We start from the raw sequence: 20,026 nt of genomic DNA, 5'->3' as shown, positions 1-20,026 counted from the left end.
TATCGGCGCGGTGACCGCGGCCCTGCGGGTGAGTCCGCTGGTGCGCGGCGGCGAGGCCGGGCCGCTGACCCCGCTGCGGCTGGTGGAGGCCGAACCCGGTGACCCGGCCGGACCGCTGCTGTACCTGGATCGGTATTTCCGCCAGGAGCAGACGATTCGGCGCGTGCTCACCGAACGGGCCGCGGGCCACCCGAAGGTCGACCCGGATATCGTGCGACGCGAACTGGATCGGCTGTTCGAATCCGCAGACGGCGCGCACGGCGCTGTCCCCGACCGCCAGCGGCTGGCCGCCGCGCTGGCCGCCACCCACTGGACCACCGTCATCGCGGGCGGACCCGGAACCGGCAAGACGCACACCATCGCCCGGGTACTGGCCCTGCTCGACGCGCACCGCAGGGCCGAACCCAAATCGCCCGCGCTGCGTATCGCGCTGGCCGCGCCCACCGGCAAGGCGGCGGCCCGCCTCCAGGAGGCCGTGCGCGAACAGGCGGACGAACTCGGCCTGCCGGAACTGACCGCCGCCACCCTGCACCGGTTACTCGGCTGGCAGCGCGGTCGTGGCACCCGCTTTCGCCATCACGAATTCAATCGACTGCCCTATGACGTGATCGTGGTGGACGAGACCTCGATGGTGTCGCTGACCATGATGAGCAGTCTGCTCGCGGCGTTGCGGCCCGACACCCGGCTGGTGCTGGTCGGCGATCCCGACCAGTTGGCGTCGGTCGACGCGGGCGCGGTCCTGGCGGATCTGGTCGCGGGGCCGGTGATCGGCGCCCCGAATCCGGTGCTGGACCGCATACTGGGCGAACGGCATTCGGAATCGTCCGTGCCGCGACGGCATACGGAGGCGCTGTCGGCGCTGGAACACACCCGGATGCGCGGCGGCATCGTCCGGTTGACCCGCGGTCGCCGCTTCGGCGGCAGGATCGCCGAACTCGCGGTCGCGGTGCGCGCGGGCGATGCCGACACCGCGCTGGAGCTGTTGCGCGCGGGCGGTGCGGAGGTGTCGCTGTGCGCGCCGGAGACCACCGCCGGGGTGCGTGCCGATGTGGTCGAGGCGGCCCGCGCGGTCACCGCGGCGGCGCTCGAGGGCGACGCGGCGGGCGCGCTGGCGGCGCTGGAATCGCACCGGCTGCTGTGCGCGCACCGCCAGGGTCGGTTCGGTGTGGAGCGCTGGGACCGCATGGCCGCGGACTGGGCCGCGGCCGGCGGAGCGGGACCGGAATCGGCCCATGTGCCCTGGTATCCCGGCCAGCCGCTGCTGGTGACCGCCAATGACCACGAGGCCCGCATCTACAACGGCGACACCGGCGTCATCGTGCGGTTGCCGGACGGCTCGCTGCGCGCCGCGCTGCAACGCGGCAGCGCGCCGTATCTGGTGCATCCCACGCAATTCCCCGCCGTGGTCACGGTTTTCGCCATGACCATCCACCGCAGTCAAGGCAGTCAGTACGACACCGTGTCGGTGGTGCTGCCCGAACCCGAATCCACGCTGCTCACCAGGGAGCTGCTCTATACCGCCATCACCAGGGCGCGCCGTCATGTGCGCGTCATCGGGGCCGAGGAGTCCGTTCGCGCCGCCATCGGTCGCCGGGTACTGCGCGCCAGCGGCCTGTCCAGGCGGGGCGCCGCCACGACCTGACCGGGCTCAGTCGAGGTCGAACATACGCGCGGCATTACCGTAGCAGACCGCGCGCAACCAGTCGTCGCCGAGCTCGAGCCGTTCCAGGGCGAGCAGTGAATGCCCGTACGAATAGGGGATGTTCGGGAAGTCGCTGCCGAACAGGATGCGCTCGCCCATCGCGCGCAGGCGGGGGTGTTCCGCGGTCGGAAAGGGGGCGTCGGCCTCGGTGAAATCGGTCCACACCATCGTGGTGTCGAGGTGGACGCCCTCGTATCGCTGTGCCAGGTCAAGGAATGCGGAATATTCGGGGGTGCCCATATGGGCGACGATCAGCCGTAGCCGCGGATGGCGACGCAGGATGTCGGCGATCGGCGCGGGTCCGGTGTAGGTGCCGGGCACCGGACCCGACCCGCAGTGCACGAGCGCGGGCACACCGCTGTCCTCCAACATGCCCCAGACCGGATGCAGCAGCGGATCGCCCGGATGGAAGTCCCCGACCTGCACATGCACCTTGAACACCCGTGCGCCCGCGTCGAGCGCCGCCTCGACATAGGAGTCGACGCCGGGTTCGGGATAGAAGGTGGCGGTGTGCAGACAATCCGGAGTGCGCGCGGCGAATTCGGCGGTCCACTCGTTGAGCCAGGCCGCCATATCCGGTTTGTGCGGGTATACCAGTGCCGTGAAAGCGCGAACCCCGAACTCGCGCAACACCTTCAACCGCTCCTGTTCGTCCGTGCGATAGGTGATCGGCCACGCGCGCCCGGTCATCGGCCCCGCGGCGTCGAAATAGGCCCACACCTTGCGCATGACCTGCTCGGGCATGAAATGGGTGTGCACGTCGAGGAATCCGGGCAGGCCGAGTCGCGCGCGCAGCCCCAACAGATACTCGACGTCGTTCACGGGTGCTCCCGATCGATCACGAAACCTCCTGGGGCAGCTGCTGCGGATACAGCGCCTTGGCGAAATCGCCGACGCGCGCGACGAGCCGGTCGAAGAAGACGGCGGGATCGGTGCCGGTCACGATGTCGGCGTTGGGTCGGCGGCCCCACATGCCTGCCCAGTCCGCGACCGTGGTCGCGCGGGTGATCGTGCCCGTGAGCTCCACGTCGACCGTGGCCGGTCGGGTGCGCGCGAGTCCGGGATCGAGGACCACCGCGGCGGCGAAGGGGTCGTGCATATGCGCCAGATAGCCCTGGTCGTAGCGGCGGTGGAATTCGAAATAGAACCGCACCGCGTCCTCGACATGACGGATCACCGGATTCGGCGCGGTGGAGCGCAGTCCCTCGGGATCGTCCGCGGAGGCCGGCTCGCGCGGGGGACAGCCCGCGCGCTCGGCCAGCCGTCGCAGATGGTCGGGCCGCATCTCGATGGTCTCGGTGACGTCGAGGGCGCACACGATCGGCCGTCGATCGGCGGGCGCCGCGGAGAAGGCGTCGAAGACCTCCTTGGCGGCTTCCGGGTCGACGTGCACGTTCCACTCGTTGGTGGGGGTGGTGTTGCCCGGATGGTTGAACGCGCCGCCCATGATCACCAACCGCCGCAACAGGGTCGGCAGTCCGGGTTCCATTCGCAGCGCCAGCGCCAGATTGGTGAGCGGGCCCGTGCACAGTCCGATGATCTCGCCGGGCCGCTCGCGTGCTCGCTCCACCCACATGCGGGTGGCCGAGCGCTGCGAGAGCGGCCGGACCGGGACGGGTAGTTCGGCGTAACCGATGCCTTGGGGACCGTGGGTGTCCTCGGTGGTGCGCAGCGGTATCGCCAGCGGTTCGGCCGCGCCGAGGGCGACCTCGATATCCGGCGCCCGGCACACGTCAAGCCAGGCCAGCGTATTCACCGCAACCTGCGGTGCGGTGACGTTGCCCGCGGTGGCGGCGATACCGATGATCTCGGCCTCGGGCGAGGCCAGCAGATACAGCAGGGCCAGGGAGTCGTCGATGCCGGTATCGACGTCCATGATGATCGGCTGCGGCACAGCACGAGCGTAGCGATCGCGCCGGAGCCGGGGCGCATGGGTCCGCGCGTGGCCGGCACGAATGTCTGGTACATATGTCTCAGACGGTATTGTAGGCTGGCCGCATGGGAAACCGGGAAGACCTGCTGGCGGGTGCGCGCAAGGCGATCATGGAGCGCGGCGTCGCCAAGACCACCGCCCGTGACATCGCCACCGCCGCGGGCGTCAGCCTGGCCGCCATCGGCTACCACTTCGGCTCCAAGGAGCGGCTGATCGCCGAGGCGCTCGCCGAAGCGCTCGGCACCGGCATCGGCGACGGGATGGAAGCGCTGATCCGGTCGACCCGGGACATGCCGCTGCCCGCCGCGCTCGCCGTCATGGTGGACGGCCTGCCCGCGCTGTTCGCCGAGAACCGCGAGAGCATGCTCGCCAGCGTCGAGAACATGCTGCGGGTGGCACGCACACCGGAACAGCCCACCTTCGTCGGCGAAGGGCTCGCGGGCGCGTACGCCGACCTCGCCGCCGCGCTGCGCGAAACGCATCCGCGCCTGACCGAGGCCGGCGCGCACGCCGTCGCGGAACTGTATTTCACCATCACCCAAGGGTTCTCGGTGCTGTGGATGCTCGCCCCGGACGCCACGCTGCCCCGCGGCGAACAGTTCGCCATCGCCTGCCTTGCCGTGGCGGGCGCGGAAGGCGACACCTAGCGGGTGCGCACCGGCCAGGCCGGATAGTTGCTGCCGTATCCGGGAGCGGGCCAGGCGTAGTCGGGATACTCCGCCAGCGCGGGCGCGGCGGTCACCAGACCGCCGTGCGCCACGGCCGCATCGGGATGCGGCGGCGTCGCCTGCGGGTGATGGAGGGTGCGGTCCGGGGCATTCAGCAACCAGGAGGCGGTGCGCGCCAACGACACCAGGACATCGCGCCCGACACCGTCGTAGGTGCGCGCCGCGAGCGCGTCGATCACACCCGCGGCCAGCAGATAGCCGGTGGCGTGGTCGAGGGCCTGGGCGGGAAGCGCGCCCGGTACCGACGGCGCCCCCTCGATGATGGAGATACCGGTGGCGGCCTGCACGATGCTGTCGAAACCACGGCGGGCGCCCCACGGACCGGACTCGCCCCACGCGCACACCCGGCCGTGCACCAGACCGGGGCGCAGCGAGATGTCGAGCCCCGCGTATTCCAGCGCCCCCGGGCGGTAGCCGGTCACCAGGACGTCGGCGGCGGCCAGCAGGTCGGCGAAGGCCGGTTCGCGCAGGTCGAGGCGGGTGGAGAACTTGCCCTGACAGGTGTCGAGGTACTGCCAGGAGATCTCGGGCAGGAACGGCGGATCCACCCGCAGCACCTCGGCGCCGAGCAGCGCCAGGGTGCGGGTCGCGACCGGACCGGCGATGACCCGGGTCAGATCGAGGACGCGCACGCCGCGCAGCGGTTGGAACGGGGTGGCGTCGGAACGGAACTGGGTGCCCGCGCGATCGGCGCGATCGGCGAGCGCCACCAGCGGACCGGAGGCGGCGGCGACGGCCTCCGGCGTGCCCGCCCACTCCTGCTCGTCGCGCACCCGCACCGCGACGGCGCCGCAGGCGGCGGCCGCCTCCTCGACATCGCAGGCCCGGCTCATGGCCAACTGCGCCACCGCGAGATCCAGCGGCGCGTTGTCGGGCAGGCCGAGGCAAGCCAGCAGTCGGGCGCGGTGGTGCGGATAGTTGGCGTGGGTGCGCACCCAGCCGTCGAAGGTCGGGAAGAAGCCGGACAGGTCGGCGAAGACGGCGGGCGGCCTGCCGTCGGCACGGAGCAGTCGCTCGCTGGAGAACGACGCCGCGATCCGGGCCGGGTCGATACGGTGGGCCACCGGTGCCAGTCCGTGTGCGTCGCGCAGTCGGTTCGCGGCCGTCGTCAACGCTGCGATCGATCCCGCGGCCAGTGCCCAGACCGGCAGTGTGGCAGCGAGATTGCCGCCGGGGTCCGGTGCCGGATCGATGGCGGAGGTGGGAACACCGATGCCGATTTCGTAATCGTGGACCAGCCGTGCGTGATCGTTCACCAGAACGACAGTAATAGTTCCGGGCGGCCGACGTTGTGTCGAAGTCGCGCCGCCCGACCCGGCAACCGCCACGCAATGCGCCCGCCCGCCGCGGCCACCGTCACGGGTCCGCGAGCCGAACCCGCGCGTAACCGACCGTGGCGCACCGACATCGGCCGCCTTCCTCAGTGCCGTGCCGAATCCGTGGGTGTCCGATCGCCGTGCGCGCGGTCCGCCCGCCGCCGTAGCACCGCGTAGCCTGCCCACGACACCACCACGCACACCGCGACCAGCACCCGCACCAGCCCCACCGCGTTCGCCGGATAGATCACCCCCGTCAGATAGTGATCGATGAATCCGCTGGACGGCAGGCCGCTCTCACCCGCCCGCCGCCGCGCCCAGTCCTCCAGATAGGTCAGCGGGCAGTCGAACCCGAACAGGACTGTCGAGAACCCCCACCCGCACGCGAACAGATGCAGCCAGATAGTCCGCGGCCACCGCCACGTCAGGAAGCCTCCGACCACCACATAGGCCAGGAAGGCGAAGTGCGCGACCGCGGTGGCATCGGCAAGAAGCCGATACAGCATGGTTCAAGGATAGGGCGCCGAAACCGCGGCGGCGCGATCGCGGGCGTCGGGACCGCGCGTGGTTTCGAGACGGGATCACCAGGGAGAAGGGCGATAGTCCTTGAGGAAGCAGCCGTAGATGTCGGTGCCGTTCTCGCCGCGGACGATCGGGTCGTAGACGCGTGCGGCGCCGTCGACCAGATCCAGCGGCGCGTGGAAACCTTCCTCGGCCAGGCGCAGCTTCGTGTAGTGCGGGCGTTCGTCGGTGATCCAGCCGGTGTCGACCGCGGTCATGAGGATCGAATCGCGTTCGAACATCTCGCCCGCGCTGGTGCGGGTCAGCATGTTCAGCGCGGCCTTTGCCATATTCGTGTGCGGGTGGCCCGGCCCCTTGTAGGCGCGGGAGAACTGGCCCTCCATGGCCGAGACGTTCACCACGTACTTGCGGCGCGCCGCCGCGGCGGCCATGACGGGGCGCAGTCGGGAGATGAGGATGAACGGGGCGACCGAGTTGCAGAGTTGTACCTCGAGCAGTTCGGTGGGGTCCACCTCGGCGACCGTCTGCACCCAGCTGTTGGTGTGCGCGAGATCCGGCACCAGGCCGCCCGCGTCGATGGCGATGCCGCGGGCGATGCGCTCGGGCGTGGCCGATCCGGCGACCAGCGCCAGTTCCGCGACCTCGGCCGCGGTGAGCGCGGGTGCGAGCGAGGCGGTCAGCGCCGTGGGATGGGCCTGCATGGTCTTGCCGAAGGTCACGACATCCGGCAGCGCGCCCGCGGGCAGCGGACCGGATTCGGCCTCGACGAGTGCGCTGTAGGCGCCGGGGGAGCGGCGCACGGTCTGGGCGGCGTTATTGATGAGGATGTCGAGCGGACCCTGTGCCGCCACGTCGTCGGCCAGCGCCACCACCTGGGCCGGATCGCGCAGGTCGATGCCGACGATGCGCAGCCGGTGCAACCAGTCGGCGCTGTCCTCCATGGCGGTGAAGCGGCGGATCGCGTCGTTGGGGAAACGAGTGGTGACGGTCGTGTGCGCGCCATCGCGCAGCAGCCGCAGCGCGATGTACATGCCGATCTTGGCGCGACCGCCGGTGAGCAGGGCGCGGCGGCCGGTGAGATCGGTGCGGGCGTCGCGGCGGGCGTGGCTGTCTGCGGCGCATTCGGGACACAACTGGTGGTAGAACGCGTCGACCCGGGTGTAGCGCTGTTTGCAGATATAGCAGGGCCGCGGCCGGATCAGCATGCCCGCGCTCGCGCCGGAGGTGGACGCGCTGATCGGAATACCCGCGGTCTCGTCATCGATGCGATTCGGCGAACCGGTGGCCGTGGCCGCCACGACCGCGCGATCGGCCTCCGAGACCGCGGCCCTGGCCTCGCTGCGCCTGCGTTGCTTGAGCTTCTTGAACATGTGGCCGACGGCCCGCTGCACGGCGATCGAAGACGGATCGTCCTTGTCGAGCGCGCCCGCTTGATCGAGCACGCGCAGGCAGGTGGCCAGATCGTCGGGGTCGATGGCCGGTTGGGTCGTGGTCGGCGACGGGGTGTGTGCGGCCATCGTGATGCGGGGCGATCCTTCGTGAACGGGGGCGTTGTGGACAGGCGTTGTCGGCCCTCATTGTCGCATTCGCCCTGCGTGCCCGGCCCGAGGGCTCCGGGCGGTCGGTTCAGCGTTCCGCGGCGCCGGTGCCCGGATACGGCGCGTTCGCCGTCGACAGGTCGTCGACGAAATTGGCGATGGCCTCGGCGACGAGCAGCGGTTCGGTCACCGGCAGCCAATGGTCGGCCGGAATCGAACTCCGCCACAATCGGTCGACCCAGCGGGCGCTGCCGTAGTACAGGAACGGCGGAACCAGGATGTCGGTGGTGTCGACCACCATCTGCACGGGCACCGCGGTGTGCCTGCGCCGCGGTCGCAGCAGGTGGCGGGGCAGGTTGGCGCCCGCGATCCGCGCGCCCGCGAGCAGGTCCGCACGCCAGGTGGGCGCGAGCGGGGCGTTCGCCCTTGCGATGCCGCCGAGCCGTTCGACGACCAAGCTCCGCACCCGGGGCGGGAACAGGATCCGCTGCGCGGCGGTCTGCGGCGAACGGCCGCCGCCGCACCAGAACCTGCGGTCGGCGACCGCGCGCGTCACCTCCCGGGGGTGGCGCAGCAGGTCGCGCACGGTGGAGCCGACGTGATCGAGGTTGGGTCCGGCGATGGCGGTGAAGGAGGCGATCCTGGTGTTGGCGCGCGGGTCGCACACCGCTTCCCAGATCTGCACCGCGCCCCAGCCGTGTCCGCACACGTGCACCGGCCGGTTCGGGCTGAGGCGGTCGACGAGGGCGAAGAAGTCGGCGGCGAGCCGCTCGAGTCGGTAGTCCGCGGCCGTATACGGACCGCCGGAACCGCCGTGGCCGCGCACGTCGTAGGTGATGACGCGGAACCCGTCGGCGAGCAGGACCGCGACATCGGTCCACACGAGGTGGGTGTCGGAGAGTCCGTGCACGAGCACCAGCGGGTCACCGCCGGGCGAACCCCATTCGAAGACGGCCAGGTCGACGCCCGCGCCGCGGACGGTCGAGGTGCGGACCGGTCGGTGGGTGCCCCGCGGATCGGTGCTGTCGGACGGTCGGTTCATCTGGGCTGCCTCGCTCGATGGGCCATCGCGGCCGATGGGCTGTCGCGGCCGGGCGCCGAGCGCCCGAACGTACCATCGGTACGTTGCTCGATACTGTCAGTACGGCTGCGCGGTCCGCAATCCGCGGGAGGGCGCCGGGTGGTGACGTAGGTCACTTAGCGGCATGACACTGGCAAATAGCCGGACCCGCTCGGCGCACCGCGAAGGCGGCGATCCCGCCGCGGCGGGACCGCGTGCCGTCGAAGGGGCGATCGGTTGCGCGCGATCGGGGCGGCGCGTCCGTACCGGCGGTACGTGTAAGCTCGCTGCCGTGCCACGCGCGAAATCCCGCTCCGCGCCGCGGACGATCTCGCGCGAGGAGATCGTCGACGCGGCCATACGGGTGATCGATCGCGAAGGACCGCGTCCGAGCATGGACGACATCGCGCGCGAGGCACACATCACCAAACCGAGGCTCTACCGCCGATTCGTCGACAAGGCCGACCTCTACACCGAGATCGGCGACCGCATGGCCCGCTCGGCCGCCGCGTCGGCGGGCGCCGACCTGACGCTGATGCTGCAACCGCCCCGGGTCGCGCTGCGGCGGGTGCTGGCGGGTTACGCCGATTCGATCCTGCGCCATCCCAATGTCTTCCGCTTCCTCGGCCAGGCCCAGTCGACGCAGCAGGACGACGGATCGGTCCTGCAATTCGACCTCGGCCGCGCGGCCGCGGGCCGGGTCGCCGCGCAGGCCCGCGCGATCGCCGAGCCGCTGCCGATCGATCCCTCCGGGATCGACTATCTGTCCAGGGCGGTGGTCGGCGTCGTGGTGGCGACCACCGATCTCTGGCTCGGCGACGCCGGTCGCCCGGGGCCCGAGCGCACCGCCGAATTCGTCGACCAGTCCGCCGAATTCGTGTGGGGTCTGATCGACGGCTACCTGCGCCGCCAGGGCATCTCCGCCGATCCCGACACCCCGATCTTCACCACTCTGGCCGCTGTCGACCGAGGTCGGCGCTCCGCGGGCTGAGCGGACACGACCGCCGTTGCGGCCCCTGTCCGGTCCGTTTTGTTGACAGGGCGTCAATAGTGGTGGAACGCTATTGACGTGCGGCCTGCACGTCGCACGCGAGCATCGAGACGAAGGATCGGCAATGGCACGTGCGGCGTGGAGTGACGACGAGGTCGAGGCGGTACGGCAACTCGCGCGGACATTCTTCGAGAAGGAAGTCGTCCCGCACGAGGAGAAGTACGTCGAACAGGGCCATCCCGACCGTGCGCTCTACAACCGGGCCGGTGAACTCGGCCTGCTGTGCCCGTCGGTGCCCGCGGAATACGGCGGCGGTGGCGGCACCTTCGCCCACGAGGCGGCCATCATCGAGGAGCAGGCGTTCGCGGGCGACGGCTCGATGGGCCTGCCCGTGCACAGCACGATCATCGCGCCCTACCTCCAGCACTTCGCCACCGAGGAACTCAAGCGGCGAGTGCTGCCGAGGGCCGCGAGCGGTGAGATGGTGCTCTCCATCGGCATGACCGAACCGGGCACCGGCTCGGATCTACAGAACATCAAGACCAGGGCCGTGCGCGAGGGTGACGAATACGTCATCACCGGCTCGAAGATCTTCATCACCAACGGCTGGCTCTGCGACGGCATCATCATCGCCGCCAAGACCGACCCCACCAAGGGCGCCGCGGGCGTCTCGCTCATCTTCGCCGAGGTCTCCGACGACACCCCCGGCTTCGAACGCGGCCGCATCCTCGACAAGATGGGCGGCAAGGCGCAGGACACCGCCGAACTGTTCTTCGACGGACTGCGGGTGCCCGCGAGCAACCTGCTCGGCGAGGCCGAAGGTCAGGGCTTCTACCAGATGATGCAGATGCTGGCCCAGGAGCGGCTGGTCACCGCCATCATCGCGGTCGCCATGATGGAGAAGGCGGTCGCGCTGACCGTCGAGTACACCAAGGGCCGCGAGGCGTTCGGCAAACCGCTCTACGCCATGCAGAACACCAAATTCGAACTCGCCGAATGCGCGACCATCGCCAAGGTCGGCCGGACCTTCCTCGACGACTGCATCGTCAAACACGTCGCAGGCGAACTCGACATTCCCACCGCCGCCATGTCCAAGTACTGGCTGACCGACCAACTCGGTATCGTTGTCGATCGCTGCCTGCAACTGTTCGGCGGCTACGGCTACATGACGGAGTATCCGATTTCCCAGCTCTACACCGGCGCCCGCGTGCTGCGCATCCTCGCGGGCAGCAACGAGGTGATGAAGGATCTCATTGCCCGGTCTCTCTGAATCCGACCGCCGTCGGACCGACGTCGCGCCCGCGGCGCCTGCCGACGGCGCCGTCGAGGACGCGCCGCGCCGCCGACGCCTCGAACCCGACGAACGCCGCGCGCAGATTCTGGCCTGCGCCATCGACATGTTCGGCGAACGGCCCTACTCGGCGGTCTCGACCGCGGAGCTGGCCCAGCGCGCCGGTGTGGCCCGGGGACTGATCAATCACTATTTCGGCAACAAACGGGACCTGTACCTGGCGGTGGTGCGCCGCATGGTCACCCTGCCGCGGATCGATGACATGGTGGTGCCGAGCGGCAGCCACCGCGAGCGTGTCGAGGCCAGCGTGCGCTGGCTGCTGGAGACCATCGCCGAGCACGGCAACACCTGGGTCAAGGTGACCAGCCACGAAGGTGTCGGCAACGATCCCGAGGTGCAACAGATCCTCGACGAGGCCGACGACGCGGCGGCCGAACGGATGCTGATCATGGTCGGCATGGCCGATTCGGCGCACGGTGCACAGTTGCGCGCACTGGTGCGCGCGTACGGCGGCCTGGTGAAAGTGGCGGGTCGGGAGTGGATCGTGCGCGGCACACTGCGTCGCGAACAGGTCCATGCCCTGCTCGTGGACATGCTCACCACCCTTGTCACCGAGACCATGCCCAGGATCGAACTCGGACAGTGAGCCCCGGCGGGCAGTGCGTGCGGCGATGCGTCCCCCGCACGCGCGAACGAGATACGGCGCTCAGGGCGCGGTCTCGGGGGTGGCGGTATCGGTGGCGCGCGTCATGGCGCCGTAGCGCAGCGGGGCCCGGTGGCCCGGCGCGTGTCCACGTCGTCCGTATTCGCGTTCGATCGCCTGTTCGCGGCGATGTTCGATGACCAACGCCCCGATTCCGGTCAGCCACAGCAGCGCGGTGACGACCGCCCCGACCTGCGCCCAGCCGACGAATCCGTAACCGGCCGCGGTGAGCGTGCACGCGAGGGCGACGATGCCGAACCCGCACGCGACGATGCCGGGCACGTTGTAGTCGTCGCCGAGCAGGTCGCCCGCCTGCGCGTGCCAACCGCGCCGCGAGTCCCTCGTCGAATCGGCGCTACCGAACATGGGACCTCCCGATGATAAGTGGATGAAATGCGGAATCAGCCTTCTGACCAGCATGAACCTCCGCATTCGAATTCGGCAGGGCCGTTCGCCACTTCGTTACCGACGGAGATCACCGCGCACGGTGTATCGGGGTGATTGCCGTGTGATCCTGTCCGGTCCGCCCATGATCGACACCGGGGATCTGGAAAGCTTTGTCACACCGAGTGATTCGACAAGTTTCTCCATGCGGCGATTTGGATACACGGCACCGGCCGCCGAGACGATACGGATGCGCATCCGAGAGGTGTGGATCCGCGCCGTCGATCACGCGGATTGCGCTCGTTCCGGCGACTTCCCGGGTCGTGCCCGATTCGCTGTTCTCCGACATCTCGGCAGGTCGGTGGCAGTGCGGCGACCGTCATTGTGAAATATCACTATCGCTTACCGACCGGTCCTCCCGGAATTCACGTTACTCGGAGTAAGCCGTTCTCACGAGTCTTGTTCTGGTTACGCTGGTGCAATAGTGCAGTTAACGGAGATGGAAGGAAGTTCGACCATGCCTCTCACCGCTCCGCGTCGGCAAGGACTCACTGTTTCCGGCCGGCCCATGTCGTTGCCGTTGAAAGACGTGCGGGCCTTGTCGCGGCAGATGGTCGGGCATTTCGTCGAAACCGTTGCCCCCTGCGGTACCTTGCCCGGTGACGCGATCCACGGCGACATCACCGTCATCACCCGTATGTGCTTGGAACTGGCAGTCAGCATGCTGGACGGCAGCAACATTCCGGAGAAGACCGAGCAGCTCGAGGACGCCGCGGCCCAATGGGCGCGCGAAGGCGTGCCCATCGGTACCATCCACCACGCTATCCACGAGGGTTTCAAGATCGGTTTCGACTTGGTGGTGTCCCCCGGCTTGGTCCAGCAGCGTGCCTCCGGCTCGGCCGACGCCGAGCCGATGCTCCCTCCCAGCATGGCCGACTACCAAAGCATCCTCGACGGCGCCAAACTCGTCGTCGAAATGCTCGACACCATGACAACGGCGGTTTCGGTGGCCTATGTGCGCGAACTGCGTGCGGTCGTGTCGGAGCACCACACCGCGGTGCACACGCTCACCTCGGCGCTGCTCGGGGGCCACCCCACATCCACCATGGCCCGCGAGTGCGGTATCGACATCTCCGACCGCTATCGCGTGATAGCCCTCGCCATTCCGTCTCACCCGGACGAGTCCAACCCGATGCTGGACGCGAAAGTCGTTGCCCGCCGCAAACTCCGGCGCGTGCAGGCGGAACTGGCCACCCGCTGCGACGACACCGTGCTTTCGCTGCTGTCGATCGACGGCGGCACCCTGCTCATCCCCGCCGATCACATCGCCGAGGGCGCCCTGAACGAGCTGATCGGGCAGCTGTCGCAGGCGGCCCGCGTGCCCATCACCGCCGCGACGGTCACCGCCCCCGCCGACACCGTGCCCACCGCTGCCGATCGCGCCCACCAACTACTCGACATGGTCACCCGGTTGCGTTCGGCGCCGGGCCTATACCACTTCGACGATCTTGCCCTGGAATACCAGATCACCCGCCCCGGCCCGGCCCGCGAACATCTCGGGTCGCTGCTCGACCCACTCGACGAGCATCCGGAACTGCTGGAGACTCTGCAGGTCCATATCGCGCACAATCTGAACCGCCAGCGCACGGCGCGGCTACTACATGTACACACCAACACCGTGGACTACCGGCTCAAGCGGATCGGTCATCTGACGGGGTTCGATCCCACGACGGCGAGCGGGCTGTGGCACCTGCGTTCGGCATTGATTGCCCACACTTACCGCAGCTAGCGGAGTGCGGTCGAGCGGGCGCGTGATTACTCCGGTCGATCAGCATCCGCCGTCCCGCCGCAGCACGGCGGCGCCCGTGCCGGACGGTGCCACCGGCTGTTTCCGGTAGACGTTCACAACGGCCGAGAACGCTTCAGAACAAAGTCGACGAGTTGGAAACAACATATGGATGACATGCGAAGAACCGAAGCCGACGGATTACGAGCCACATGGCGGCCGTTTCAGGACTATCTGATATCCATCGTCGCCGTCCACGAGGAATCCGGCGCCACGCCGATCGTATCCTTCGGCCCCGAGGGCTTTCCCGATCTCGCACGAGCACGAGAGCTCCTTCCGGAAATGAGCAAGTTGTGGGACGCGGTACGCCACGACTTCTGGACCAAACTCATTCCGCCGCAACCACAGTCTCGACAATGACGATGGACGCGATCTCGAAACCCTCGCGCGGATAGCGGAGTAGGTTTCAGCGCTGTCCGCCCAGGGGATTTCACCGAAAGATCACAACCAACCGGGCGAATTATCATGTGTATTCACGACACAGTTAAATGTGAATGCCATTAATTATTGTGATTGTTCACGATGGCTTCGCAAACAATTGGTCTCGGATCCGAATTCTCGAAAACAACGTGCAGCGGTCGCCAGGACCGTGATCTGATGGAGCCGTCTCGGGCCTGGGGCTTTTCGCATAACACGACTGAGGATGACTGTATGAACTCGAGAATTATCCGCCCGCTCGCCGTCGTCGCATTCGCGCTGTCCGCCACCGCCCTCGGTGTCGGCACGGCATCGGCGGACGCGTCCGCGGCCACCCCCGTCATGGGTTCGGTGGAAGTATGCCTCCCCATCCCTGTCGGCCCTGTCGAGCTGAGCTTCTGCCTGTAAACGGCTAGCCAGGTGCACGCGGGCGGTGGCGACACCGTTCACGGTCCGCACGACTCCGCGCTTCCCGGTACGGAGTCGCCGCCGCCCGCAGTTGTCTACTTCGTGTTCCATAACCTGCCATAAGGGCCCCGGAGATGGAATCCGGAAGTGGAACTTCGCAATTTCGTCGTCACTGACGCAAAGATCGGGCCTGCTAAATAGGCTTTCCGCGGCCTGGCCGCCTATGGATCGTTCCCGGTCAGGAAAATAGGAGTTGTACGTGAGCGTTGATACCGCGGACGCCGCAGCACTGTCCGTCACGGCGGCGCGCCTGCGCATTGCGCTGACCGTGATTTTGCGCCGCTCCCGGAGGGATCCCGACGAGCGTCAATTGTCCGCGACGCAATGGGCGGTGCTGGGACGCCTGAATCGACGCGGAGCGATGGCCGCCGTCGATCTGGCTCGCCTGGAGATGGTGCGTCCACAGACGATGCGCAACGTCGTCGACGGGTTACGAGATCAGGGGCTGATCGTCGGCTTGCGGGACCCAATCGACGGACGCCGCGTGAACCTGATGCTCACCGACGAAGGCCGCGCTTGGGTGCGCGGGCAGCAGGCGCCACTGAACAACGCTCTCGCGCAGATCTTGTCGGAAAGCTTGCCATCCAGCGAGCTGCACAAGGTGGACGAAGCACTGGATCTGCTGGAGAGAATCGCCTACGGGTGACCTACCCGTACCCGGCGCGGGTTCCTGGCAGCGCGCGGGTCGAGCGGCAGGTCCCGCGCTCGGCAACGACCGCTCGCACATTCGGCTGAGACATGATGTCGTGCTGTGTCGAGGAAGCGGTCTGCAGCGGCCCGCGCAGAAACTCGCGGCAGGCGGGCGGTCATGCGGCGAGATGCCATCCGGTCGAGAAGTATCCGGGCCGCCTCGATTTCTGATCGAAGAGGCATCGAAACTCTCCCGTGGTCGATGGGGCGGGGTGGGCGTGAGGTGTTCTCCGATGCCCCGATCTATCGGCTGGAGTGGTGGAAGTCACAATATTGGCGTCGCGCTATCGGCGGCGAGCATGAGTTCATCGTCGGGCCGGATTGCCGGCCGGTGCCGGGTGCGCGCGGCAAGCCGATGCGTGTTTCCTCGCTCGATACTCCGATCGGAGCAGACCGTGTTGCTGTTCCCGCAGGTGTTCTCTCGCGCAACCGACACGATTTCTGGAGCAGATCCGCTGCAAAACGTGTGAGAACGAACATTTCGAGCCATATGGTCGCTTTCTGCCCCTATCCTGTGTCGTTATCGGGGCGGGGTTCGGGCAGCCCGAGGTTCCTGCGCGAATTGTGTATGCGAGAGGGACTGTGAATGGCACGGATGCAACAGTGGGAGGAGCGCGACCGCTGGCGGGAGCCGGAGGAGGAGCGCAGGCTCGATGCGCGCGGAGAGCAACGCTGGCCGCAGCGAGGCGAGGAACCCGCCGAGGAAATGCTTCCGATCGTCAACCCCTACGCGATCGTGGCACTCGTCGCCGCGCTGTTGCTGCTGTTCCCGGTCGCCCTGGTGTTCGGGCTGATCGCGTTCGGCTATCCGAAGGGGCGCGGCATGGCGACCTTCGCCCTGCTGCTCGGCGCGGTGGAGGCGGCGGCCGTGGTGGCGTTCATCGTTCTGAACGGCAGTTCGCTCACCGATTCGCTGCCACGCACCGACCAGTCGGTGGCGGCGCAGACCGTGGCCCCCGCCACCGCCGCGCCCGCCACGACCGCCGCGCCGACCACGGCGGCGCTGCCCACCGTGACCACCGCGGCGACAACCCAGGTCACCGCGCGCAAGGGCGGGTCGTGCACGGCGGCGCAGGTCGGCGCGATCGGTCTCGGCTCCGACGGCGGCACTCTGCTGTGCCTGAAGGCCAACGGCGACTACCAGTGGGCCGGGCCCTACAACGTGGGCACCGGTCAATTCGAGGCGGGCACCACGTGCGATCCGACGGTGTCGAAGACCGGGCGCACCACCGACGGTCGCGCGCTGGTGTGCGAGGGCAGCGGCCGCACTGGCACCTGGGTTCGCTGGATCGAGTAGTCCGCGCCACTCAGCCCTGTGTCCTGGCCCTGCTCGGCTGGACCCGCGGCGGCTCGTTGGGCATCTTCGGATACTGCGGCGGCCACGGCGCGTCCATGAGCCCGGCGGCCATATCCCGCTCCGACATCTCCAGCAGCGCTTCGATGGATTGCGGCGCACGGGCGGCCCAGGGATCACCGCGTTCGGCCAGCAGCGCGGGCACGGTGGCGATGGTCAGATCGTCGGGTACGACAGTGTCCAGCTCCGACCAGGAGATCGGCGTCGACACCTGCGCGCCCACCTTCGGCCGCACGCACCACGCGCCGAACACGGTCTTGTGCGGGGCGTTCTGGTTGAAGTCGACGAAAACGCGGTGACCGCGCTGCTCCTTCCACCACTGGGCGGTGATCTCCTCCGAGTACCGCCGCTCCAATTCCCGCGCCAGCGCCACCGCCGCGGCGCGCACCTGATATCCGTCCCATGTCGGTTCCAGCGCGACGTAGATGTGCAGCCCGCGTGATCCCGAGGTCTTGACCGCCGATTCGATCCCGAGTTCGGTGAGCAACTCCCGGGTGCGCACCGCCGCCCGCTTCAGATCATCGAAGCCGGTGCCGGGAGAGGGATCGAGATCGATGCGGAGTTCGTCGGCGATGTCGAGATCGTCGACGCGATTGGGCCAGACGTGGAAGCCGAGGCAGCCCTGGTTGACCGCCCACAGGATGTGGGCGAGATCGTGGGCAACCAGTGCGTCGCTGGTGGTGCCGTTGGGCGTGGACACCTCGACGGTGTGCAGCCAGTCCGGCGCGGATTTCGGGACCCGCTTCTGGAACCAGGATTTGCCCGACGCGCCGTCGGGATGGCGTTCGAGCAGCAGCGGCCGATTGCCGATCACACCGAGCAGCGGTTCGGCCACCGCCTGGTAGTAGCGGACGAGGTCGAGTTTGGTCTCGCCGCGTTTGCTGAAGTAGACCTTGTCGGGATTGCTGATGGTGACGGTCCTGCCGTCGGTCTCGATCTCGATCGACGCGCTCATCGGCGGGCGGCTTCCTCGAAGATGGTGCGCAGTTCGGCGGGGGCGACCTCGTCGAGTTGGGCGTAAGTACACGATCGCGGGGTGCGGTCGGCGCGGAAGCGGACCAGTCGCCCGCCGTGGCGCAGCCGGCCGGATTGCACGTGTTCGTAGCGGACCTCGGCGACGAGTTCGGGTCGCAACGGCTCCCAGGACAGATCCTTGCCACCGGTCCAGCGGCTGATGCCGCCGGGCATCTTGCCGTCGGCGCCTGCCTGCGCCGCGGCGTCGGCCCACTGCCGCCACGGATGGTCTTCGAGTGCGTTCTCGCGCAGCGGTTCGAGCTCCTCGACCAGTTCCTTGCGGCGCGCGGCGGTGAAACTGCTCGCGACCCCGACGTGGTGCAGGTGGCCCTCGTCGTCGAACAGGCCGAGCAGCAGCGACCCGACCCCCGCGCCGTCCTTGTGCCAGCGGAATCCGGCTACCACGCAGTCGGCGGTGCGCTCGTGCTTGATCTTGAGCATGACCCGCTTGTCCTGGAGGTAGGCCAGCTCGTCGGACTTGGCGATGACGCCGTCGAACCCCGCGCCCTCGAACCGGGTGAACCAGTCCTGGGCCACATCGGGATCGCCGGTGATGGGCGTCAGGTGCACGCGCGCGAGCGCGGTGTCCAGAATCGTTTCGAGTATTCGCCTGCGTTCGGCGAACGGTTCGGCGGTGAGATCGCGGTCGCCGAGGGCGAGCAGATCGAAGGCGACGAAGCCGGCGGGCGTCTCGACCGACAGTTTGGCCACCCGTGACGCGGCCGGGTGCAGCCTGTTCTGAAGCGTGTCGAAATCCAGTCCCTGATCGGTGACCACCACGATCTCCCCGTCGATCACGCACTTGTCCGGCAATGCCCGCTTCAGGAGTTCGGCGACCTCGGGAAAGTAGCGGGTGAGCGGGCGGTCGTTGCGGGAACCGAGTTCCACCTCGTCACCGTCGCGGAAGACGATGCAGCGGAATCCGTCCCATTTCGGTTCGTAGCTGAATCCCGCCTCGCGCGGCACGGACGGCGTCGTCTTCGCCAGCATCGGGCGAACGGGTGGCATGACCGGTAGGTCCACGCGCTGCTCCTCGGGTCGTCGGACAACCGTGCAGACGACGCCGGGGAAGAGAACTCATCGGTACGGCGTCGCGCTCGATCGTAGGCGTCCGCACCGACAGCGACTCGGCGAACGGCGCGTCGCGCTCCCGGCCGGTCCGCGCCCGCGATCGCTCACCCGTAACGGGTGAGGCAGGTGGGACCGGACCCGTGCGAGATTCGAGGCGGCGGCCGGCCTCGGCACACCGGCAGGCCCGGATCTCGCCGGGATGAAGGTGGCAGACGATGGCCTTCGCGGTATCGGACGCGAACCGCCGGTGTGTCCGACCGTGCGCGCGGCGATCTCCGATGTGAAAGGCGGGCGGCGGCGATGGGCGAACTGTTCTGGCAACTGTTGCCGGAGATGATCGGCCTGCTGGTCACTCCGGCCGCTGTCGTGGGGTGCGTGCTGCTGCTGCAATCCGGCAACGCCGTGCGCAACGCCTACATTTTCGGTGCGGCGTTCCTGTTGGTGTACTCGCAGATCGGCGTCGCGGGGCTGCTCGGCGGCGCGGGCGAGCCGCACGCGGCCTCGCCCGCGGTCGCGCACTGGGTGGGGTTGCTGGTCGGGCTGCTTTTCCTCGCCATCGGCGCGTGGCTGCTGCTGCGGCGCCCGGTGCGCGGCGGCCGGCCGCCCGGATGGGCGGGTGAACTCGGATCCGCCGTGACCCGAAAGGCTTTCGCGGTCGGACTGGTGCTCGCGGTACTGAATCCGAACCTGCTCATCATGCTGTCGGGCGTCAGCGTCATCGCAGGTTCGGGTGTCGGGGTCGGCGGGGCGATCGGGGCCACCGCGCTGCTGTTGTTCTGCGCCGCATTGGATTTCCTGATTCCCATCGGCATGTACATCCTGCTCGGCGTGCGCGCCAGGGCCGTGCTCGACGTGGTCAAACGCTGGATGGTAGTCCACGATCGGCTGCTGGCCGTCTGCGTCTTCGTCGGTTTCGGCCTGCTGTTCACCGGACGCGGCCTGGTGGCGTTGGCCTGATCGTCGCACGGTCCTGTCGTTTCGAATACGGAAGGAATGAC

The 20,026-nt window shown here is 68.5% G+C and carries 21 protein-coding genes; 12 read left to right on the top strand and 9 right to left on the bottom strand.

Annotated elements, in window-relative coordinates:
• Positions 1–1,642, top strand: a 1,642-nt coding sequence (recD, locus tag APZ21_RS09460) for an exodeoxyribonuclease V subunit alpha (protein ID WP_054812875.1), incomplete at its 5' end; no start/stop codon positions are given.
• A 6-nt stretch (positions 1,643–1,648) separates the two neighbouring features.
• On the opposite strand, the gene APZ21_RS09455 is transcribed toward recD, so the two are convergent.
• Both APZ21_RS09455 and APZ21_RS09450 read right to left on the bottom strand, forming a co-directional pair.
• Positions 1,649–2,524 carry an amidohydrolase family protein gene (locus APZ21_RS09455; RefSeq protein WP_054812874.1) on the bottom strand — a complete coding sequence of 292 codons (876 nt, stop codon included), beginning with the start codon at positions 2,522–2,524 and terminating at the stop codon, positions 1,649–1,651.
• A 16-nt stretch (positions 2,525–2,540) separates the two neighbouring features.
• Positions 2,541–3,578 (bottom strand): nucleoside hydrolase, encoded by a 1,038-nt coding sequence (locus tag APZ21_RS09450; protein ID WP_054812888.1) that lies wholly within the window; start codon positions 3,576–3,578, stop codon positions 2,541–2,543.
• 122 nt (positions 3,579–3,700) lie between these two features.
• Between APZ21_RS09450 and APZ21_RS09445 the strand changes: the two genes are divergently transcribed.
• On the top strand, positions 3,701–4,282 hold the full coding sequence (locus APZ21_RS09445) for a TetR family transcriptional regulator (RefSeq protein ID WP_054812873.1): 582 nt from the start codon (positions 3,701–3,703) through the stop codon (positions 4,280–4,282).
• Here APZ21_RS09445 and APZ21_RS09440 read toward each other — a convergent pair.
• From APZ21_RS09440 to APZ21_RS09425, 4 genes are all read right to left on the bottom strand, one after another.
• Positions 4,279–5,619, bottom strand: a complete 1,341-nt coding sequence (locus tag APZ21_RS09440) for a CoA transferase (protein ID WP_082392958.1) — start codon at positions 5,617–5,619, stop codon at positions 4,279–4,281. The genes APZ21_RS09445 and APZ21_RS09440 overlap by 4 nt on opposite strands.
• 164 nt (positions 5,620–5,783) lie before the next feature.
• On the bottom strand, positions 5,784–6,185 hold the full coding sequence (locus APZ21_RS09435) for a DUF2784 domain-containing protein (protein ID WP_054812872.1): 402 nt from the start codon (positions 6,183–6,185) through the stop codon (positions 5,784–5,786).
• 75 nt (positions 6,186–6,260) lie between these two features.
• On the bottom strand, positions 6,261–7,718 hold the full coding sequence (locus APZ21_RS09430; protein ID WP_054812871.1) for an SDR family NAD(P)-dependent oxidoreductase: 1,458 nt from the start codon (positions 7,716–7,718) through the stop codon (positions 6,261–6,263).
• A gap of 109 nt (positions 7,719–7,827) precedes the next feature.
• On the bottom strand, positions 7,828–8,781 hold the full coding sequence (locus APZ21_RS09425; RefSeq protein ID WP_054812870.1) for an alpha/beta fold hydrolase: 954 nt from the start codon (positions 8,779–8,781) through the stop codon (positions 7,828–7,830).
• Between the two features lie 310 nt (positions 8,782–9,091).
• Between APZ21_RS09425 and APZ21_RS09420 the strand changes: the two genes are divergently transcribed.
• The 3 genes from APZ21_RS09420 (at position 9,092) to APZ21_RS09410 (ending at position 11,727) form a co-directional block, all read left to right on the top strand.
• On the top strand, positions 9,092–9,790 hold the full coding sequence (locus APZ21_RS09420; RefSeq protein WP_239476555.1) for a TetR/AcrR family transcriptional regulator: 699 nt from the start codon (positions 9,092–9,094) through the stop codon (positions 9,788–9,790).
• A gap of 124 nt (positions 9,791–9,914) precedes the next feature.
• Positions 9,915–11,060, top strand: coding sequence for an acyl-CoA dehydrogenase family protein (locus APZ21_RS09415; RefSeq protein WP_054812869.1), 1,146 nt, complete (start codon positions 9,915–9,917; stop codon positions 11,058–11,060).
• The gene (locus APZ21_RS09410; RefSeq protein ID WP_082392956.1) at positions 11,044–11,727 is read left to right on the top strand and encodes a TetR/AcrR family transcriptional regulator; all 684 of its coding nucleotides are present in this window, start codon (positions 11,044–11,046) and stop codon (positions 11,725–11,727) included. The genes APZ21_RS09415 and APZ21_RS09410 overlap by 17 nt, the downstream gene beginning before the upstream one ends.
• A gap of 60 nt (positions 11,728–11,787) precedes the next feature.
• Here the strand turns inward: APZ21_RS09410 and APZ21_RS09405 are convergent, their stop codons facing one another.
• Positions 11,788–12,150 (bottom strand): hypothetical protein, encoded by a 363-nt coding sequence (locus APZ21_RS09405; protein ID WP_054812868.1) that lies wholly within the window; start codon positions 12,148–12,150, stop codon positions 11,788–11,790.
• Positions 12,151–12,736: 586 nt separating this feature from the next.
• On the opposite strand from APZ21_RS09405, the gene APZ21_RS09395 reads away from it, so the two are divergent.
• The 6 genes from APZ21_RS09395 to APZ21_RS09380 all read left to right on the top strand — a co-directional run bounded on the left by APZ21_RS09395 (position 12,737) and on the right by APZ21_RS09380 (position 16,886).
• On the top strand, positions 12,737–13,957 hold the full coding sequence (locus tag APZ21_RS09395; protein WP_156370917.1) for a PucR family transcriptional regulator: 1,221 nt from the start codon (positions 12,737–12,739) through the stop codon (positions 13,955–13,957).
• A gap of 165 nt (positions 13,958–14,122) precedes the next feature.
• A complete protein-coding gene (locus APZ21_RS09390) occupies positions 14,123–14,374 on the top strand; it encodes a hypothetical protein (protein WP_054812865.1) in 252 nt (83 codons plus the stop codon).
• Positions 14,375–14,665: 291 nt separating this feature from the next.
• On the top strand, positions 14,666–14,839 hold the full coding sequence (locus tag APZ21_RS35050) for a hypothetical protein (protein WP_169812069.1): 174 nt from the start codon (positions 14,666–14,668) through the stop codon (positions 14,837–14,839).
• Between the two features lie 259 nt (positions 14,840–15,098).
• Positions 15,099–15,545 carry a MarR family winged helix-turn-helix transcriptional regulator gene (locus APZ21_RS09385; protein WP_054812864.1) on the top strand — a complete coding sequence of 149 codons (447 nt, stop codon included), beginning with the start codon at positions 15,099–15,101 and terminating at the stop codon, positions 15,543–15,545.
• 267 nt (positions 15,546–15,812) lie between these two features.
• Positions 15,813–16,175, top strand: coding sequence for a hypothetical protein (locus APZ21_RS33885; protein ID WP_156370915.1), 363 nt, complete (start codon positions 15,813–15,815; stop codon positions 16,173–16,175).
• Positions 16,176–16,886, top strand: a complete 711-nt coding sequence (locus APZ21_RS09380) for a hypothetical protein (RefSeq protein WP_156370913.1) — start codon at positions 16,176–16,178, stop codon at positions 16,884–16,886.
• A gap of 10 nt (positions 16,887–16,896) precedes the next feature.
• Here the strand turns inward: APZ21_RS09380 and ligD are convergent, their stop codons facing one another.
• Both ligD and APZ21_RS09370 read right to left on the bottom strand, forming a co-directional pair.
• The gene (gene ligD / locus APZ21_RS09375; protein ID WP_054812862.1) at positions 16,897–17,898 is read right to left on the bottom strand and encodes a non-homologous end-joining DNA ligase; all 1,002 of its coding nucleotides are present in this window, start codon (positions 17,896–17,898) and stop codon (positions 16,897–16,899) included.
• The gene (locus APZ21_RS09370) at positions 17,895–18,980 is read right to left on the bottom strand and encodes an ATP-dependent DNA ligase (protein ID WP_204249072.1); all 1,086 of its coding nucleotides are present in this window, start codon (positions 18,978–18,980) and stop codon (positions 17,895–17,897) included. Before APZ21_RS09370 ends, ligD begins: the two co-directional genes overlap by 4 nt.
• A gap of 348 nt (positions 18,981–19,328) precedes the next feature.
• Between APZ21_RS09370 and APZ21_RS09365 the strand changes: the two genes are divergently transcribed.
• Positions 19,329–19,985 (top strand): GAP family protein, encoded by a 657-nt coding sequence (locus tag APZ21_RS09365; protein ID WP_054812861.1) that lies wholly within the window; start codon positions 19,329–19,331, stop codon positions 19,983–19,985.
• Positions 19,986–20,026: the final 41 nt, after the last annotated feature.

The organism is Nocardia arizonensis (genome assembly GCF_001310275.1).
Lineage (GTDB): Bacteria > Actinomycetota > Actinomycetes > Mycobacteriales > Mycobacteriaceae > Nocardia > Nocardia arizonensis.
The sequence above is the reverse complement of the archived record's forward strand: the minus strand, read 5'-3'. Positions and strand labels throughout refer to the sequence as shown.

What these genes read in the sequence shown, in the direction of transcription:
- APZ21_RS09450 (WP_054812888.1), bottom strand. Translation starts at nt 3,578, where the DNA reads ATGGACGTCGATACCGGCATCGACGACTCCCTGGCCCTGCTGTATCTG.
- APZ21_RS09445 (WP_054812873.1), top strand. Translation starts at nt 3,701, where the DNA reads ATGGGAAACCGGGAAGACCTGCTGGCGGGTGCGCGCAAGGCGATCATG.
- APZ21_RS09435 (WP_054812872.1), bottom strand. Translation starts at nt 6,185, where the DNA reads ATGCTGTATCGGCTTCTTGCCGATGCCACCGCGGTCGCGCACTTCGCC.
- APZ21_RS09430 (WP_054812871.1), bottom strand. Translation starts at nt 7,718, where the DNA reads ATGGCCGCACACACCCCGTCGCCGACCACGACCCAACCGGCCATCGAC.
- APZ21_RS09425 (WP_054812870.1), bottom strand. Translation starts at nt 8,781, where the DNA reads ATGAACCGACCGTCCGACAGCACCGATCCGCGGGGCACCCACCGACCG.
- APZ21_RS09415 (WP_054812869.1), top strand. Translation starts at nt 9,915, where the DNA reads ATGGCACGTGCGGCGTGGAGTGACGACGAGGTCGAGGCGGTACGGCAA.
- APZ21_RS09405 (WP_054812868.1), bottom strand. Translation starts at nt 12,150, where the DNA reads ATGTTCGGTAGCGCCGATTCGACGAGGGACTCGCGGCGCGGTTGGCAC.
- APZ21_RS09395 (WP_156370917.1), top strand. Translation starts at nt 12,737, where the DNA reads ATGTCGTTGCCGTTGAAAGACGTGCGGGCCTTGTCGCGGCAGATGGTC.
- APZ21_RS09390 (WP_054812865.1), top strand. Translation starts at nt 14,123, where the DNA reads ATGGATGACATGCGAAGAACCGAAGCCGACGGATTACGAGCCACATGG.
- APZ21_RS35050 (WP_169812069.1), top strand. Translation starts at nt 14,666, where the DNA reads ATGAACTCGAGAATTATCCGCCCGCTCGCCGTCGTCGCATTCGCGCTG.
- APZ21_RS09380 (WP_156370913.1), top strand. Translation starts at nt 16,176, where the DNA reads ATGGCACGGATGCAACAGTGGGAGGAGCGCGACCGCTGGCGGGAGCCG.
- ligD (WP_054812862.1), bottom strand. Translation starts at nt 17,898, where the DNA reads ATGAGCGCGTCGATCGAGATCGAGACCGACGGCAGGACCGTCACCATC.
- APZ21_RS09365 (WP_054812861.1), top strand. Translation starts at nt 19,329, where the DNA reads ATGGGCGAACTGTTCTGGCAACTGTTGCCGGAGATGATCGGCCTGCTG.